The following is a 14,538-nucleotide window of genomic DNA, read 5'->3' on the forward strand; positions in this document are numbered from 1 at the left end:
AGAGTCAAATACTCAAAAAACGTATTTTTTTTAATCAAAAAAGTAAACTTATATAAATATTTGTATAGAAAGTAGCTCTACCCTCTTAAATCGCATAACAGGTATTTTGCAAACTGCTTAATCCATTGGCTTGAGACATAAAAGCATCTTTTAAAGAGCTACGTTGCTCAACCTGTTTTAAGCCGAAATTTCGCGCCCAAACAACAGGAAAAAATGTGGTTTTTTCCATCCAACCAATCGCTGACATACTGTGCATCATGGCATCATTTTGCCCTTTACGCAGGTGTTCGTAGCGCTTTAGGGTTTGTTCATGTGCCCATACGCCACGTTTAAGGTCATGAAGCAGCACATCACATAAAATCGCAGCATCTAAACAGCCTATATTGACCCCTTGCCCTGCCAATGGATGAATGACATGCGCAGCATCACCAATCAATGCCAATCCCGCTTTGACATATTGTTGTGCCGCACGTGCTTTTAATGGAAATTGAGCACGTGGAGTAGCTTCTAAAACCTCACCTAACATGTAGTGACTTTCACGGCTTAAAAGTGCTGTAAAAGCGTCATCCTCTAGAGCTGCATATTCCTCTGCGAAATCATTAGGCAATGTCCAAACAATAGACTGCCAAAAACCCTCTTGCTCAGGTTTTAAACTCGACATTGGTAAAAAAGCCAATGGGCCAGTTTCAAGGAAAATTTGACGTGCAGCATGCAAATGTGGCTCTGCCGTGCGTATCGCGCAGGTTAAACCTGCTTGTTGGTAATCCAAAATATCAAGATCAATAAAAGCTTGGTCACGAACAAATGAATTGGCGCCATCAGCACCAATCACCAATTTCGTGGTGAGTTGTGTGCCATCTGCAAGATAAATATGCCAAACATTTATTCCTTGCTCAACACGCATTACTTTAACTTGCGTCCGATAATCTTTTAATTGTTCAAGCATTTTTTGCTGAATGGCTAAGTTTAGAATACTCGGTTCAACCATTGAACCTAAGGTTTGTGCCTCACTTGGTATATGTGAACTCATCTGTCCAAAATTAATTTCACCATACCCATTTTTATTCCACACTTGCATGCCGCTATAGGGCATTTGACGTGCAATTTCATGCCAAACATTCACCGTTTTAAGCAAATGAATGGTGGCTTGACTCAAAGCTAAAACACGCGGATTGGCTGTACTCAAGACTTTGGATTCATTCAATACGGGAGCCGCGTCTAATACAGTCGCCTGAACGCCACCTTGTGCCAGCAATAAAGCAGTGAGTCCACCCACCAAACCACCACCAACGATCACAACCTCTAAAATGTCCGTTTGAATGTGACTCATGCTTTTAACCCCATCGCATAATTTGCTACTAAAGGTTTTACACCGGGAATCATGTCAAAAGCAATTAATCCCGAATTACGGATTAACTTTAACATTGGATTTTGATGACTAAAACCGCGCACTACAGAATCGCAGAATTTAATGACTCGTTGTTGATCGCTTAATCGTGCTTGCTCATACGCAAGCAACATAGTAGGTTCACCAATATCATCTGATTTGGACAGTTGTTCAGTGAGAGAACGTACTAAAACGTAGGCGTCACGCATACAGAGATTAAAACCCTGTCCTGCTACAGGATGAATAGTATGTGCAGCATTACCCATTAACACTACACGACCAATCGCTTGTTTTTCCGCGAGTACTTGTGACAAAGGAAAACTAAAACGACGACCCGTTTTTTGAAATTTACCCGCACGATCACCATAGGTTTGCTGCAAAGCATCTAGAAAGTGTTGGTCATTTTCATCGCCTAACCACTCATGTTCAGTCCCTTTTTTTACCGGCCACACCACAGAACGACGGTATTCACCCGGTAAAGGTAAAAGTGCCAAAGGTCCTAAAGCACTAAAACGCTCAAAGCCAATATGTTGATGGGGTTTTGAGGTTTGAACTGTCGTCACAATTGCAACTTGGTCATAATCATGTTCACTCGCGCCAACGCCTAAAGCTTGACGACAAAAAGAATCGCGACCATCGGCAGCAATCAACAATGCAGTTTGCAAGGACAAGCATTGGTCCTGGCGTAGCGCTTCAATATATACCTGATCTTTATTTTGTTTGAGAGATGTGACTTGCACCCCATCAATCAATTCAATCAGTGGCTGTTTTTTGACTTCCGTCAATAGCACACGCCCCAACCACGCATTTTCAATCACCTGACCGAAATTTTCGACTTTCTCTTGTGCTGCTTTTAGACGTGCTTTACCAAAACTGCCGTGTTCCGTAATATTGACTTCAAAAATAGGTGTAGCATGCACTTGAAGTGCATCCCATAACCCAAGCTCTTGATAAATTTGAACACTACGACGTGACAAAGCACTATTACGCGCATCAAAACTGGAGTGATATGGTGTAAGATCAGCATCATCATAATTGGGATACTTGATGGCTTCGAGTAATTTTACCGCAATGCTGGCTTTGGCTAACATCAAGGCTAGACTAAGTCCGACCATTCCACCCCCTACGATGATGACTTGCTGCTGCACCATATCTACTCCTGATCGCTTACTAATGCTTATTGAAATGAATGAATTAAACTTGAGCCATTAAGGCTTCAATTTCTTCTATTGTTTTTACAACACTTGCAGTCAAAACCCGAGGAGCACTTTCCGTTACTACGACATCATCCTCAATACGAATACCGATACCACGCCATTTTTCATCCACAGTTTCATCATCAGGTGCGATATACAGCCCCGGTTCTATGGTTACGACCATGCCTACGTCATAAGTACGCCATTCACCCTCATGCTTATACGATCCGACATCATGCACATCCATTCCAAGCCAATGACCTGTGCCATGCATGTAGAACTGACGAAAAGATTCTGTACGAATAATTTCCTCAATATCTCCCTGCATTAACCCGAGTTCAATCAAGCCTTCAACCATAATACGAACAGCTACGTGATGTGGCTCTTTATAAGAGTGACCCACACGTACTGCGTCAATTGCTGCAAGCTGTGCTTTTAAAATGATTGCATATAATGCTTTCTGTTCAGGACTAAACTTACCATTTACAGGAAAGGTACGCGTAATATCTGAGGCATATAATTGATATTCACATGCTGCGTCAATTAAGACCAAATCACCATCATTAAGTGCTTTGTCATTTTCCACATAGTGCAGAATACAGCCATTGGCTCCGCCACCAACAATACTGTTATAGGCAGGAACACAGCCATTTTGACCAAAGATATAATTTAATTCTGCCTCGAGCGCATATTCCATCATACCCGGGCGCACTGTTTGCATGGCACGTGTATGAGCTTGCGCTGAAATAGTCGAGGCAATTTGCATTAATTCAATTTCTTGCGCTGATTTATGCAAACGCATTTCATCTAAAATACGGTCCAATTGGATGATATGTGAAGGGGCAGATGTACTACGACGTGATTCACCATTTGCCTCAGTAATCCAGTTTGTTACACGCGCATCAAATTCAGCTTGCTGGCCAATACGATAGAACAATTTTTCTTTATTGAGTAATTTCTCAATAATTTCTTCATCTAACAGATCGATGGCATAAGCTTCATCTGCCTCATACTCATCGACTGCACCCTCTACTCCAGCGCGATAACCGTTCCATATTTCCATTTCACGATCACGTTCACGGCAAAACAAGCTATAACTATAACCATCATCCGGCGATTCAGACGTTTCAATAACAGCAACTGCCTCAGGTTCGTCAAAGCCAGTCAAATAGAAAAAACTGCTGTCCGCACGAAATTTATAATCTGCATCACGGTTACGCATCGCAACTGGGCTGGTAGCAATAATCGCAATACTGTGCGGACCCATTTGTTTTGCTAGGCGGTCGCGACGTTCCTGAAAATCAGCTTGAGTCAGTTTCATCATTAAGTTTACTTTTATCTTCTATAAATCAAGTTTAGCTTTTAAAAATAGCATGTTATTGGAGCAAAATCGCCCGATTTAGCTCGGACGATGCGGTGTAAACATTTCTACAACACTGCTTGCTTCTGTAGCAGAAGGATTACGCTTTAACTGTGGCTGAATACTTTGCAGTAACGCCGTTTCGCTAATCTCTACTTTTTGACGTCCTAAAGACAGGCTGACTGGAATTAAACGTACAAATTCATACAGCTCCTGATAGCTTGCTTCGCCTTCTTCGTCATTGTCAGATTCTTCGAACTCGACAGCAGCAACATCTTGTAGGTGCTCAATCCACTCCATTTCATCTGGACAAATATGACCTGAAGCCAACCCAAAACCGAGTACTACACCTGCACACCAATCTGCCAAGGCTTCTACCCGACTAGCAAGTACATGCTCATCATCTGGAAGCAACGGTAAATAATCCAGTTCGTCATCTGACAACGCATGTGCGATATCTTCTGACTCATCTGTTAAAAGCGTTAATACATTTTCATCCAATTCTGGAATTTCAAGTGTTGCTAAAATTTGTTGCCATTCTTCGCGTGTTGGCGCTTTGGTAACACAAACAATACCTGTAAGGAGTCCATGTAACTCACTTGGGCTTGTAATTTCCTCAATTTTTGAAAAATTGCGGTACCATTCTGACCAACCTGAAATATCGTCTTGCATTCGTCTATCCAATCTCTATACTTCGTATATATTACCTTTGTTTGCAATACTGTGCGACCATCATATGTTAGAAGAATTACAGCGTCTCCAGGCGCAAATTGGTGTTTTGAAAACACGACTTACGCATTATGAAAGTGAAAATAATGCACTCAGTGCGGCAAAAGAAAATTCTGCCGAACATCACCATGCCCAAATTGTGCAAAAAAATGGCATTATTACTCAGAAACAAGAAGAAATAGACAATTTAAGTGAACAATTAAGCGATGCCCAGTCTCAATTCAAGCAATTGAATACAGATGCGACGTCATTGGCTGATCGTTACGGTCGTTTAGAAAAAAGTTGTACCGATCTTAAAAACCGTTTTCAGGAAATTTTGGCTGAACGTAATGAATTACGCGTTGTGAAAGAAAAAATGCAAAATGAACAACGTCTGGCTCAGCATGAAATTCAAGGTTTGCAGCAAGAACGAGAAAGATTGTTACAAAAAAATGAACATGCCAAAGCAAAAGTTGAAACGATTATTCAACGTTTGTCTATTTTAGGAACTGCACAAGATCATCATGCCCAAGAAATTCAACAACTGGCTCACCCAACTGAAGTAAGTGAGGATAATTAATCATGACTGAACAAATTGCAGTTGAGCTTCGAGTATTGGGTCATATGTTCCGTTTATCGACCACAGAAAATGAAAAAGCTGATTTGGAACGTGCAGCTGAATTGTTAAATGGGAAATATGATGATTTTCGTCGTAAAGCACCCCGGCTTGAACCCAGTAAACTGATTATTATGGTGGCTTTAGAACTCATGCAAGAAGTGTTAGCGATGAACAAATCATTGCAAGAGTATGCACATTGTGAGCGTTTATTGAGTACTATTTTAGAAGATGTCGAAAATTTAACTTAATTTCGAAAAAAAATGTGCAAAGTATCTCCATTTGAAACCTAAGTTTACAGTTCCTGCACACTGGATATTTGCCAACACCTGAATATTGGTTATACTTGCTTTATCTCTGAGGTGTTCGCCAGCGGGTCTATTCCCCTGCCGATACTTAAACTTATGGATGTGTTCTGTATATTTAGAGTGTATGCCTACTTTCATGTAGGAAACCCAGCAAGTATACGTCGCGTCCACCTTGAACTCATCGGGTTCAGGGTAACGACACATGCAGCGGCATCATCGGAGTGTTTTATTTAAAATAATAAATAGTGAAATATAATTTTCTGTTTTTGAAAATCCAAATTTAATTTATAAATTATCTGTATTAGAGCAAAATTAAACTTCAATTTTCATAGTTCTTAGCTTTTTAATAGTATAAATAATCCCCATCAATACTTAACCTTTCTATATTTTTTCAATTGCCTACATTTCAGTGAATGTGTGTTATACAAGCCCCAACGGTATTGTCTTTTTCTAAGCTGCCTACATGGCAGTGAACAATTACCTAATTGTTTAAGCACTGCTTCGATTTTTCTAAGCTGCCTACATGGCAGTGAACCTCAAATGTCTGCCGCTGTTACAGATGCAATCTTTCTAAGCTGCCTACATGGCAGTGAACATTTCTGCTTTGACTTGATCTAATTTGCCGTTTTTCTAAGCTGCCTACATGGCAGTGAACGACGGCATGAACTTAATCGAAAAGTTGGGATTTTTCTAAGCTGCCTACATGGCAGTGAACGTAGCCCCCATCAACTTATCAGTATCGTTGGTTTTCTAAGCTGCCTACATGGCAGTGAACAGAAACGCCATGCTCTAGCCCCAACTTTTCTATTTCTAAGCTGCCTACATGGCAGTGAACTAATCTGCGATGCGTTGATGAAAATATATCGATTTCTAAGCTGCCTACATGGCAGTGAACGATTAAGAGAGATTAATATAATTGTTATGTAATTTCTAAGCTGCCTACATGGCAGTGAACGCTAAGTCAGTGACAGCTTTAATTGTGTTTGATTTCTAAGCTGCCTACATGGCAGTGAACTGCCGGTATTTCACAAGTCACCATCCCTATTCTTTTCTAAGCTGCCTACATGGCAGTGAACAACTACTGCTGATCGGGATGTAATCCTCCAGTTTTCTAAGCTGCCTACATGGCAGTGAACCGTGTTTCATTAATCGGGTGCATAGGTCTTTATTTCTAAGCTGCCTACATGGCAGTGAACCACCATCATTTGTTGGAGGATTGCCAGTAGAATTTCTAAGCTGCCTACATGGCAGTGAACAACATGATCATTAGAGCGCCTACAGCTTCAATTTTCTAAGCTGCCTACATGGCAGTGAACCTTTAAAAAAGGTTATGTGCCTCCCTGTTAACTTTCTAAGCTGCCTACATGGCAGTGAACGTATGGCTTACGAGATTCAAAAAGCCCTGCGATTTCTAAGCTGCCTACATGGCAGTGAACATAAAAGCAATTGTTGAATAATTTGCATTTCATTTCTAAGCTGCCTACATGGCAGTGAACGACCTTACCCACCTGCGAATGTAAAAATTAACTTTCTAAGCTGCCTACATGGCAGTGAACTCTTATTTGCACTTGAAACCGCCATGCGTAGATTTCTAAGCTGCCTACATGGCAGTGAACAGAGCAACTAATGTTTGGCTCATTCTGATTACTTTCTAAGCTGCCTACATGGCAGTGAACATATGCGGAAAGCTTTCTAAATGGGAATGTGTTTTCTAAGCTGCCTACATGGCAGTGAACGTGTAAGGCGATTGTGGATGGGGCGCCTGATTTTTCTAAGCTGCCTACATGGCAGTGAACGTTTGAAATTACTTTTTGAGCAACAGTTTCAATTTCTAAGCTGCCTACATGGCAGTGAACTCCTCCAGTGGGCAATAGGGATTTTCGCATTGTTTCTAAGCTGCCTACATGGCAGTGAACGTCGCCCTAGAATCAGTGGTATTGCAAATCAATTTCTAAGCTGCCTACATGGCAGTGAACGCTTCCACTGTCATTTCATGTTCACGGTAAATTTTCTAAGCTGCCTACATGGCAGTGAACATAAAAGCTTTGGAAAATTGCAAAGTTGAAAATTTCTAAGCTGCCTACATGGCAGTGAACTGGCTATTGATCAACAAGCAAATTATATGACATTTCTAAGCTGCCTACATGGCAGTGAACGCATTTTGATCATAATTCACGTGTTTTGAAGTTTTCTAAGCTGCCTACATGGCAGTGAACCCCACCCATCACAAGAATTACGGTCGAGTGATTTTCTAAGCTGCCTACATGGCAGTGAACGGCGCTCTAATGATCATGTTTATTGTTCTTTTTTTCTAAGCTGCCTACATGGCAGTGAACTTCAGGTTCTCGTTTGGTACTTCTTCATCGTTTTTCTAAGCTGCCTACATGGCAGTGAACCAAGGTCGGCAATTCGACCCATAGATCGCATTTTTCTAAGCTGCCTACATGGCAGTGAACTGTTTATTCACACACATATTAGAAGGCTGTTATTTCTAAGCTGCCTACATGGCAGTGAACAAAACAAAGCTGACGGACGTGAAACATCAAATTTTCTAAGCTGCCTACATGGCAGTGAACAGTAAAGAAGATAGAGGATGAGCTTGTAAAAATTTCTAAGCTGCCTACATGGCAGTGAACTAGCTTTATCTGTCGCTGTTGAACAACTTCTATTTCTAAGCTGCCTACATGGCAGTGAACTAAGAAAACTTTTTTCTGTTAATTCTTTTGTATTTCTAAGCTGCCTACATGGCAGTGAACTTTAAATTTTAAGGATAAAAGACTTGGGTGAATTTCTAAGCTGCCTACATGGCAGTGAACAAAAACCTTTTGACTGGCGAGATTTACCCAACTTTCTAAGCTGCCTACATGGCAGTGAACAAATATTGAGAGACTTAAAAGGATCACTAGGGTTTCTAAGCTGCCTACATGGCAGTGAACTTTGCATTAGAAGCAGCCAAAGCACCGCCTAATTTCTAAGCTGCCTACATGGCAGTGAACGGTTTTGTGTTTGTGTACCAGTAGCAGTATTGTTTCTAAGCTGCCTACATGGCAGTGAACAAAACTCTCTAAAAGGTGCTGGTCTTGGTCTTTTTCTAAGCTGCCTACATGGCAGTGAACCTTCAACAGTATAGAGTGATTTTCCTGTTCTATTTCTAAGCTGCCTACATGGCAGTGAACGTGCTAATCTAATTACAACAATTGTTTTATGTTTTCTAAGCTGCCTACATGGCAGTGAACTTGATATGGAATCCCATCTTTTATTAGATATTTTTCTAAGCTGCCTACATGGCAGTGAACATTCCTGAGTTAAAAAATCCCAATAATCTTTATTTCTAAGCTGCCTACATGGCAGTGAACCGAAATTGATTTCTGTATCAATTTCTTGTTCGTTTCTAAGCTGCCTACATGGCAGTGAACTTGGCTCTATCTGTTGCTGTCGAACAACTCTTTTTCTAAGCTGCCTACATGGCAGTGAACGAGGCTTTGATGGCTTATCAAGTTGAATCACATTTCTAAGCTGCCTACATGGCAGTGAACCCCAAAGCAGCAAAATAGGTGTTTCTACATCATTTCTAAGCTGCCTACATGGCAGTGAACCGAGATCCACAATACAAACTTCGCTGGTCTGATTTCTAAGCTGCCTACATGGCAGTGAACTGTTAACTCAGAAGTACTTCCAATGTTGATCGTTTCTAAGCTGCCTACATGGCAGTGAACGAGAATTCATCAAAAACCAGTCCACAATATTTTTTCTAAGCTGCCTACATGGCATTGAACGTCAAGAAATCAGACGTGTAGCACCACCTTCGTTTCTAAGCTGCCTACATGGCAGTGAACGCCACGGCGTTTGTATTGTCATCTGCACCTAATTTCTAAGCTGCCTACATGGCAGTGAACTTTGTGGGGCAGATGGTTATTGTCATGCAGAATTTCTAAGCTGCCTACATGGCAGTGAACTTAGAGAAAATATCCAAAGGACGACGACGAACTTTCTAAGCTGCCTACATGGCAGTGAACACTTGGTTATTATTGGCGCTAGACCATCAATGTTTCTAAGCTGCCTACATGGCAGTGAACAGTTAGATTTCGCAAAACTCATGCTTCCTCGCTTTCTAAGCTGCCTACATGGCAGTGAACCAACAAACGGTCTCTTGGGTGAAATTCGTGATTTTCTAAGCTGCCTACATGGCAGTGAACGATGTGACTGAAATTGTTGCTGACCTTACAACTTTCTAAGCTGCCTACATGGCAGTGAACTGCCTATAAATGGTGCTATGTGTAAATATGTATTTCTAAGCTGCCTACATGGCAGTGAACAGGATTTTAAAAAATGATTCAGGTTCTCGTTTTTTCTAAGCTGCCTACATGGCAGTGAACTCGATATGACAGGGTGGGTGTATGCCACAACTTTTCTAAGCTGCCTACATGGCAGTGAACGATCAAGAGATAAGTTTTTAATGTCCTCATTCTTTCTAAGCTGCCTACATGGCAGTGAACAAATACTCAATTAGATTTATGTAACTATTATATTTCTAAGCTGCCTACATGGCAGTGAACTCTGCTGCTTTGCCTATTTCATACGGCTTAAATTTCTAAGCTGCCTACATGGCAGTGAACAACAGCCAGACGATGATCTGGATTCTTTAGCATTTCTAAGCTGCCTACATGGCAGTGAACTTGCCTTTTACTATTTTGCAGAGTTTGAAGGATTTCTAAGCTGCCTACATGGCAGTGAACTACAGGCAGTCAAACCGAAGCGGATAGCGCATTTTCTAAGCTGCCTACATGGCAGTGAACTGCAAAAGAAAATTTCAACATCATCGGATTTTTTTCTAAGCTGCCTACATGGCAGTGAACCACGGTGATAGACCATTCAACCCCTACAAACATTTCTAAGCTGCCTACATGGCAGTGAACCTTCATCCGATAGGGTCTGATAATTCTGTTTATTTCTAAGCTGCCTACATGGCAGTGAACTAAAGAACGTAACATTTAAAGATCACCTCAACTTTCTAAGCTGCCTACATGGCAGTGAACAGTAACTTTATAGCAAAAAATAAAGTTATAACAGTAAGTTAATACTAAAAATCTATAAAAGACCCAAGTTTTAACTCACGTTTATAACTTATTGATTTTATTAAACTGTTAAAGAATGAAAAAATATTGGGTTAAAATTCAGGAACACTAGATTCCGAACTTAAACCATAAGTACTAAAGACCTGACTTTCAGATTGTTCAGCATTTTTCTTTTCTATGAAAAGTTTAAATACTTGATCAGACGTTAAACTTTTCATTTGAACAAATGGCAGATCCGTTGTGGTAACAACATTGCTATAACGAGCCAAAGCTTCATCAAAGCCAATATCACCGCGTTTTACGCGATGGCGCGCTAAACGTGTAGCATTGGTTTTCACTTGCTTACGTTTATAAATAGCATAACTATTTATATTCTCTGGGACTTCCCGAATAGAAGTAATATGAACATAATCAGTTAATCGATCTAACCATTTTTTAAGATCAAGTTTTTTTAAATCAGCTTCATCTTGAGTAAAAAGCCGAAGCTTTTTACCCATATTTATTTTTGCTTTTTTATCTTCTAACTTTTCTTCAAAAATATATTGAGGAAAAGACACACCAATATTCACCTTATTATTTGTATCTTTTATTTCAGCCAAAGCGATATGTAACTGCGTATACAGCTTTGACCAAATGAAATACGATGAAATCTCGGCTTGATCAATCAGCGTGATTTCTTGGTAATGTTTCATATTTAGTCCTTAGCACTTTGACCGAATACACCACCGCGAACTAAAACAGCCATGACATAGTGTTCTTGTTCAGCATTTTCTAACTTTTCACCCAAAGCATATTTATCAAAAAGGGTGAAAAAGTCTTTTTTCTCTTTTGGAGTACGATACGCTTTGCCTAAATTCGTCACTGCACCATAAGGCTCAATTGCAATAGCCATTTGTTTATCTTCAAATTCTGGATACCACGTATCAATAGTACGTAGTGCATTTCCAACTTTTTGTGAGTGCATTGCCGCGACATCATTTACTTGATATAAAATCTTACTTTTATCTCCTTTACCTTTATCCAATACCAGTTCTTCACTTGGATAAACCTCTTGCCCTTGCCCGACTAAAGCATAAGCTTCAATCTTTAACAGTAGATATGGTAATTCACCTTTTAAAGCAGCCGCAATTTGGTCAGCTAGCACCTGAACTTTGCTATCAACCGTATCAAAATCATGAAGTGAATATTCAAACGCATTAAATGTAGTTGATGGTTGATCATTGGCTGTTACAACCACTTCAACTTTTTCAGCCCCAACACGGTTACGCCACAAAAAACGACCATTCGCAATATTCAATGCATAACGCTTAGCAAGTTCAGTAAAACCGTATTGCTGAATATAGTCTTTTGCCACAGTTTCATAGGACTTAAAGAATATTTCGTTATTACAAGCAGATGGTTTTTCTACGCCACCTAGCACTTTTAAGCTAAATGAAACTTTTAATGTGTCCTGATTTTCACCAAGTGAGCAAGCATCTACTTTTTGTAAATTGGCTTTTTCCACTTCCGCATTTAACTTCATTGGGTCACCTGCTACCGCAGGTTTTAAACGGTTTGAAATTGTGCCACGTACTGATTTTTCAAGTAATTTTAATGCTGTTTGTTCAGCACGATTATCCCAACTTGTCCCATAAAAATATCCATCAGATGGGACTAATTTCTTTTCAAATGCTAAGACACTTGCAACTGCTTTTTCATTTTTAGCCATGAATTTTATTCCTTAATGAATGATTTAAATCGTTGTTGTTAAGTTTTGACAAAGGTATAAATTATTTTCTAAATCAACATGATATTGCCATAACAATTGATCCATACTTTTTATGCGATAAGGCATGATAAATTCACCCAACGTAATCACACTTTCAGCAAAACGATGTGGCGTATTTGCATCACGCTGATTTTTTGCTTGCCCTACTTCAGAAATCCCCTGAAAACCCATTGCAATTGGAACAAGCCAACCTGTAGTTTTTCGTTTAGATGACCATGCGACTTTTCCATTTTCATCTTGTGTAGAACTATGCGTGACTTTTAAATAATCCAGTACAGCATCTAAGGCATCTTTTCCTTCATTCATACTTTCAATGACCAAGTCACGGCGTTCAATCAGCACATGACCAAGCATTAATTTATTTAAAAGAGGCTTGAGTTGCTGATTTTGGTCTTCATCTTCATCAAAATATTGCAAGCTACAATTTTTCACTGCCAATACATCGCCACTGGCAAATTTCATACTCAAAATTAAGTTTTGTATATCTGCCAATAACTGTTTTTCTTCATCAGGGTCTAAATTTTGACATTCAACTAACAATGAAACTTCAAGGTGGCAACGTGCTTCTTCAATAAAAGCAGGTCGATTACCATCTTTATCAAGCGGATTGGCTGTTCCTACAATGGAATGAACAAAATCCCCTCGCCCCTTATAGGTTTGTAAATCAAAGTGATGACAACTTATCGCAACTTTATCTAAAACAATATTGGTGTAACCTTGAGCCTGTAGTTTTCGTTGCAAGGCATGTACCGCACCAAGCCATGCTGTCATCGCAGGAAAGCCAATAGTATATGGGCTACTCATGGCATTGGCATTTTGAATTTTTAAATGTGGAATAAGTAAGAAGTTACGCATTAGAAAAACTCCTTCGTTTGTTGTAAAGATTTTTCAACACGTTGTTTGACGTCTATTAATTCACCTGTTCCGAGCGTAAAAGAATCCTCAATAGATTTTTCATAACTTCGTAGAATCCAACGTGCAATTTCGCGGCTCAATTCATCACGCCACTCATTATCTTGTTCGCGTTCATTTTCATAAAAATCATCCAACCATACACGTTGTAATTTTGGCAAACTGACATAGTAATCTTCGTTCGACCATCCTTCAGCATAGCTTTGTCTAATTTTGAATGCCTGAAACATCACTTGATCAATCACAAACTGAATGATGTTACGAATGGCTGTACGAGTATTAATATTATTATTCACATCCAACTGCATCAATTTATGCAATTGTAAAAAGCTGTCCTGAAAGTTTTTACGATATAAACATTGAGCAAAGAAATCATTTTTTGGCAATCGAATAGTACGTTTTTCAAATTGAGGTGGCGCACTGGATAATAAATACGCTCGCCCTGCATTTTGACTATTTAATACGCTGACATTTTGTGGTTTTGATCCACCAAAAGCGATTTCTGTTAAATCAAATAATTCTTCAAACCCATGTTCATGAAATTTATTTTCTTTTTTAAATACTCTTGCCTCTTTAGAAGATTCACTAAATTTAATCCGATTGACACGATTTAAAAATTCCGTTGTAACAATAGAAGGCGTAAGTAAAGATAATAAATGGTATTGTTCATTTACGGGGAAATAGACCTGTTTTAATAAGCGATGCGTCTTTGGAGCCTCGGGATCTATCATTAATTTAGAAAAAGCATTTTTCGCATCATTGAAATCCAATGAGAAAAGTTCAATAAACTTTTTAATTTCATCAGTTTCATTGGCAAAATAATCCCAAATTTTTTGATCTTGAACAGGCTCTATAAGGAATAAGTAAATTTCTTTAACAAAACTATCTGTAGCTGCATTTCCAAAAAGATCAAAAGAATTTTGACACTGCACATTATTTGTAATCAAAAATCCATTTTTTACTCTAGGCGATTCAAATAAAAAACACGATGTTTTTGCATCTGGATGAGTAAATGTACTCGCATGAGTTGTAATGGCATAACGAGCTTGTTTAACAGCTTTAGCTAACCATGTATTCTTTTCATAACGAATTTCTGATTCACTAACTAAATCAGATGTTGGTTCTTTCCCTTTCGACTTTCTTTCTAACCAAGCACTTTTTTGTTTATGCAAAAAATGAGAAAACACTTGTTCTATCATATTTCTTCC

The 14,538-nt window shown here is 39.3% G+C and carries 10 protein-coding genes, 1 other RNA gene and 1 CRISPR repeat array; of the genes, 3 read left to right on the forward strand and 8 right to left on the reverse strand.

Going from position 1 to position 14,538, the window contains the following annotated elements:
• Positions 1 to 85: 85 nt before the first annotated feature.
• The 4 genes from H0S58_RS09190 to H0S58_RS09205 all read right to left on the reverse strand — a co-directional run bounded on the left by H0S58_RS09190 (position 86) and on the right by H0S58_RS09205 (position 4,615).
• A complete protein-coding gene (locus H0S58_RS09190; protein ID WP_195726347.1) occupies positions 86 to 1,330 on the reverse strand; it encodes an FAD-dependent monooxygenase in 1,245 nt (414 codons plus the stop codon).
• Entirely contained in the window at positions 1,327 to 2,535 is a 1,209-nt protein-coding gene (locus H0S58_RS09195; protein WP_195727590.1) for an FAD-dependent monooxygenase, read from the reverse strand. Before H0S58_RS09195 ends, H0S58_RS09190 begins: the two co-directional genes overlap by 4 nt.
• Before the next feature lie 46 nt (positions 2,536 to 2,581).
• Complete coding sequence (gene pepP / locus H0S58_RS09200) at positions 2,582 to 3,904, reverse strand: Xaa-Pro aminopeptidase (protein ID WP_195727591.1); 1,323 nt, start codon at positions 3,902 to 3,904, stop codon at positions 2,582 to 2,584.
• A 78-nt stretch (positions 3,905 to 3,982) separates the two neighbouring features.
• Positions 3,983 to 4,615, reverse strand: a complete 633-nt coding sequence (locus H0S58_RS09205) for a UPF0149 family protein (protein ID WP_195726348.1) — start codon at positions 4,613 to 4,615, stop codon at positions 3,983 to 3,985.
• Between the two features lie 64 nt (positions 4,616 to 4,679).
• Between H0S58_RS09205 and H0S58_RS09210 the strand changes: the two genes are divergently transcribed.
• The 3 genes from H0S58_RS09210 (at position 4,680) to ssrS (ending at position 5,802) form a co-directional block, all read left to right on the forward strand.
• Entirely contained in the window at positions 4,680 to 5,231 is a 552-nt protein-coding gene (locus H0S58_RS09210; protein ID WP_092717660.1) for a hypothetical protein, read from the forward strand.
• A 2-nt stretch (positions 5,232 to 5,233) separates the two neighbouring features.
• Positions 5,234 to 5,518 carry a cell division protein ZapA gene (locus H0S58_RS09215; protein ID WP_053579884.1) on the forward strand — a complete coding sequence of 95 codons (285 nt, stop codon included), beginning with the start codon at positions 5,234 to 5,236 and terminating at the stop codon, positions 5,516 to 5,518.
• Positions 5,519 to 5,618: 100 nt separating this feature from the next.
• Positions 5,619 to 5,802, forward strand: a non-coding RNA gene (gene ssrS / locus H0S58_RS09220) — 6S RNA.
• Between the two features lie 220 nt (positions 5,803 to 6,022).
• Positions 6,023 to 10,611: a CRISPR direct-repeat array (repeat unit 28 nt; unit sequence TTTCTAAGCTGCCTACATGGCAGTGAAC).
• A gap of 131 nt (positions 10,612 to 10,742) precedes the next feature.
• On the opposite strand, the gene cas6f is transcribed toward ssrS, so the two are convergent.
• From cas6f to csy1, 4 genes are read right to left on the reverse strand one after another with little or no spacing between them, the layout of a single operon-like run.
• On the reverse strand, positions 10,743 to 11,342 hold the full coding sequence (gene cas6f / locus H0S58_RS09225; protein WP_195726349.1) for a type I-F CRISPR-associated endoribonuclease Cas6/Csy4: 600 nt from the start codon (positions 11,340 to 11,342) through the stop codon (positions 10,743 to 10,745).
• A gap of 2 nt (positions 11,343 to 11,344) precedes the next feature.
• The gene (gene csy3 / locus H0S58_RS09230) at positions 11,345 to 12,358 is read right to left on the reverse strand and encodes a type I-F CRISPR-associated protein Csy3 (protein WP_195726350.1); all 1,014 of its coding nucleotides are present in this window, start codon (positions 12,356 to 12,358) and stop codon (positions 11,345 to 11,347) included.
• Between the two features lie 24 nt (positions 12,359 to 12,382).
• A complete protein-coding gene (csy2, locus tag H0S58_RS09235; protein ID WP_195726351.1) occupies positions 12,383 to 13,273 on the reverse strand; it encodes a type I-F CRISPR-associated protein Csy2 in 891 nt (296 codons plus the stop codon).
• Positions 13,273 to 14,529 carry a type I-F CRISPR-associated protein Csy1 gene (gene csy1 / locus H0S58_RS09240; protein ID WP_195726352.1) on the reverse strand — a complete coding sequence of 419 codons (1,257 nt, stop codon included), beginning with the start codon at positions 14,527 to 14,529 and terminating at the stop codon, positions 13,273 to 13,275. Before csy1 ends, csy2 begins: the two co-directional genes overlap by 1 nt.
• Between the last annotated feature and the right edge of the window lie 9 nt (positions 14,530 to 14,538).

The sequence above is a fragment of the Acinetobacter sp. TTH0-4 genome (assembly GCF_015602665.1).
In the GTDB taxonomy this organism is placed as follows: Bacteria; Pseudomonadota; Gammaproteobacteria; order Pseudomonadales; family Moraxellaceae; genus Acinetobacter; species Acinetobacter albensis.

Bases quoted from the DNA above. Each gene is read 5' to 3' on its own strand.
- cas6f (WP_195726349.1), bottom strand. From the start codon at position 11,342: ATGAAACATTACCAAGAAATCACGCTGATTGATCAAGCCGAGATTTCA.
- csy1 (WP_195726352.1), bottom strand. From the start codon at position 14,529: ATGATAGAACAAGTGTTTTCTCATTTTTTGCATAAACAAAAAAGTGCT.
- H0S58_RS09205 (WP_195726348.1), bottom strand. From the start codon at position 4,615: ATGCAAGACGATATTTCAGGTTGGTCAGAATGGTACCGCAATTTTTCA.
- H0S58_RS09190 (WP_195726347.1), bottom strand. From the start codon at position 1,330: ATGAGTCACATTCAAACGGACATTTTAGAGGTTGTGATCGTTGGTGGT.
- csy2 (WP_195726351.1), bottom strand. From the start codon at position 13,273: ATGCGTAACTTCTTACTTATTCCACATTTAAAAATTCAAAATGCCAAT.
- H0S58_RS09210 (WP_092717660.1), top strand. From the start codon at position 4,680: ATGTTAGAAGAATTACAGCGTCTCCAGGCGCAAATTGGTGTTTTGAAA.
- pepP (WP_195727591.1), bottom strand. From the start codon at position 3,904: ATGAAACTGACTCAAGCTGATTTTCAGGAACGTCGCGACCGCCTAGCA.
- csy3 (WP_195726350.1), bottom strand. From the start codon at position 12,358: ATGGCTAAAAATGAAAAAGCAGTTGCAAGTGTCTTAGCATTTGAAAAG.
- H0S58_RS09215 (WP_053579884.1), top strand. From the start codon at position 5,234: ATGACTGAACAAATTGCAGTTGAGCTTCGAGTATTGGGTCATATGTTC.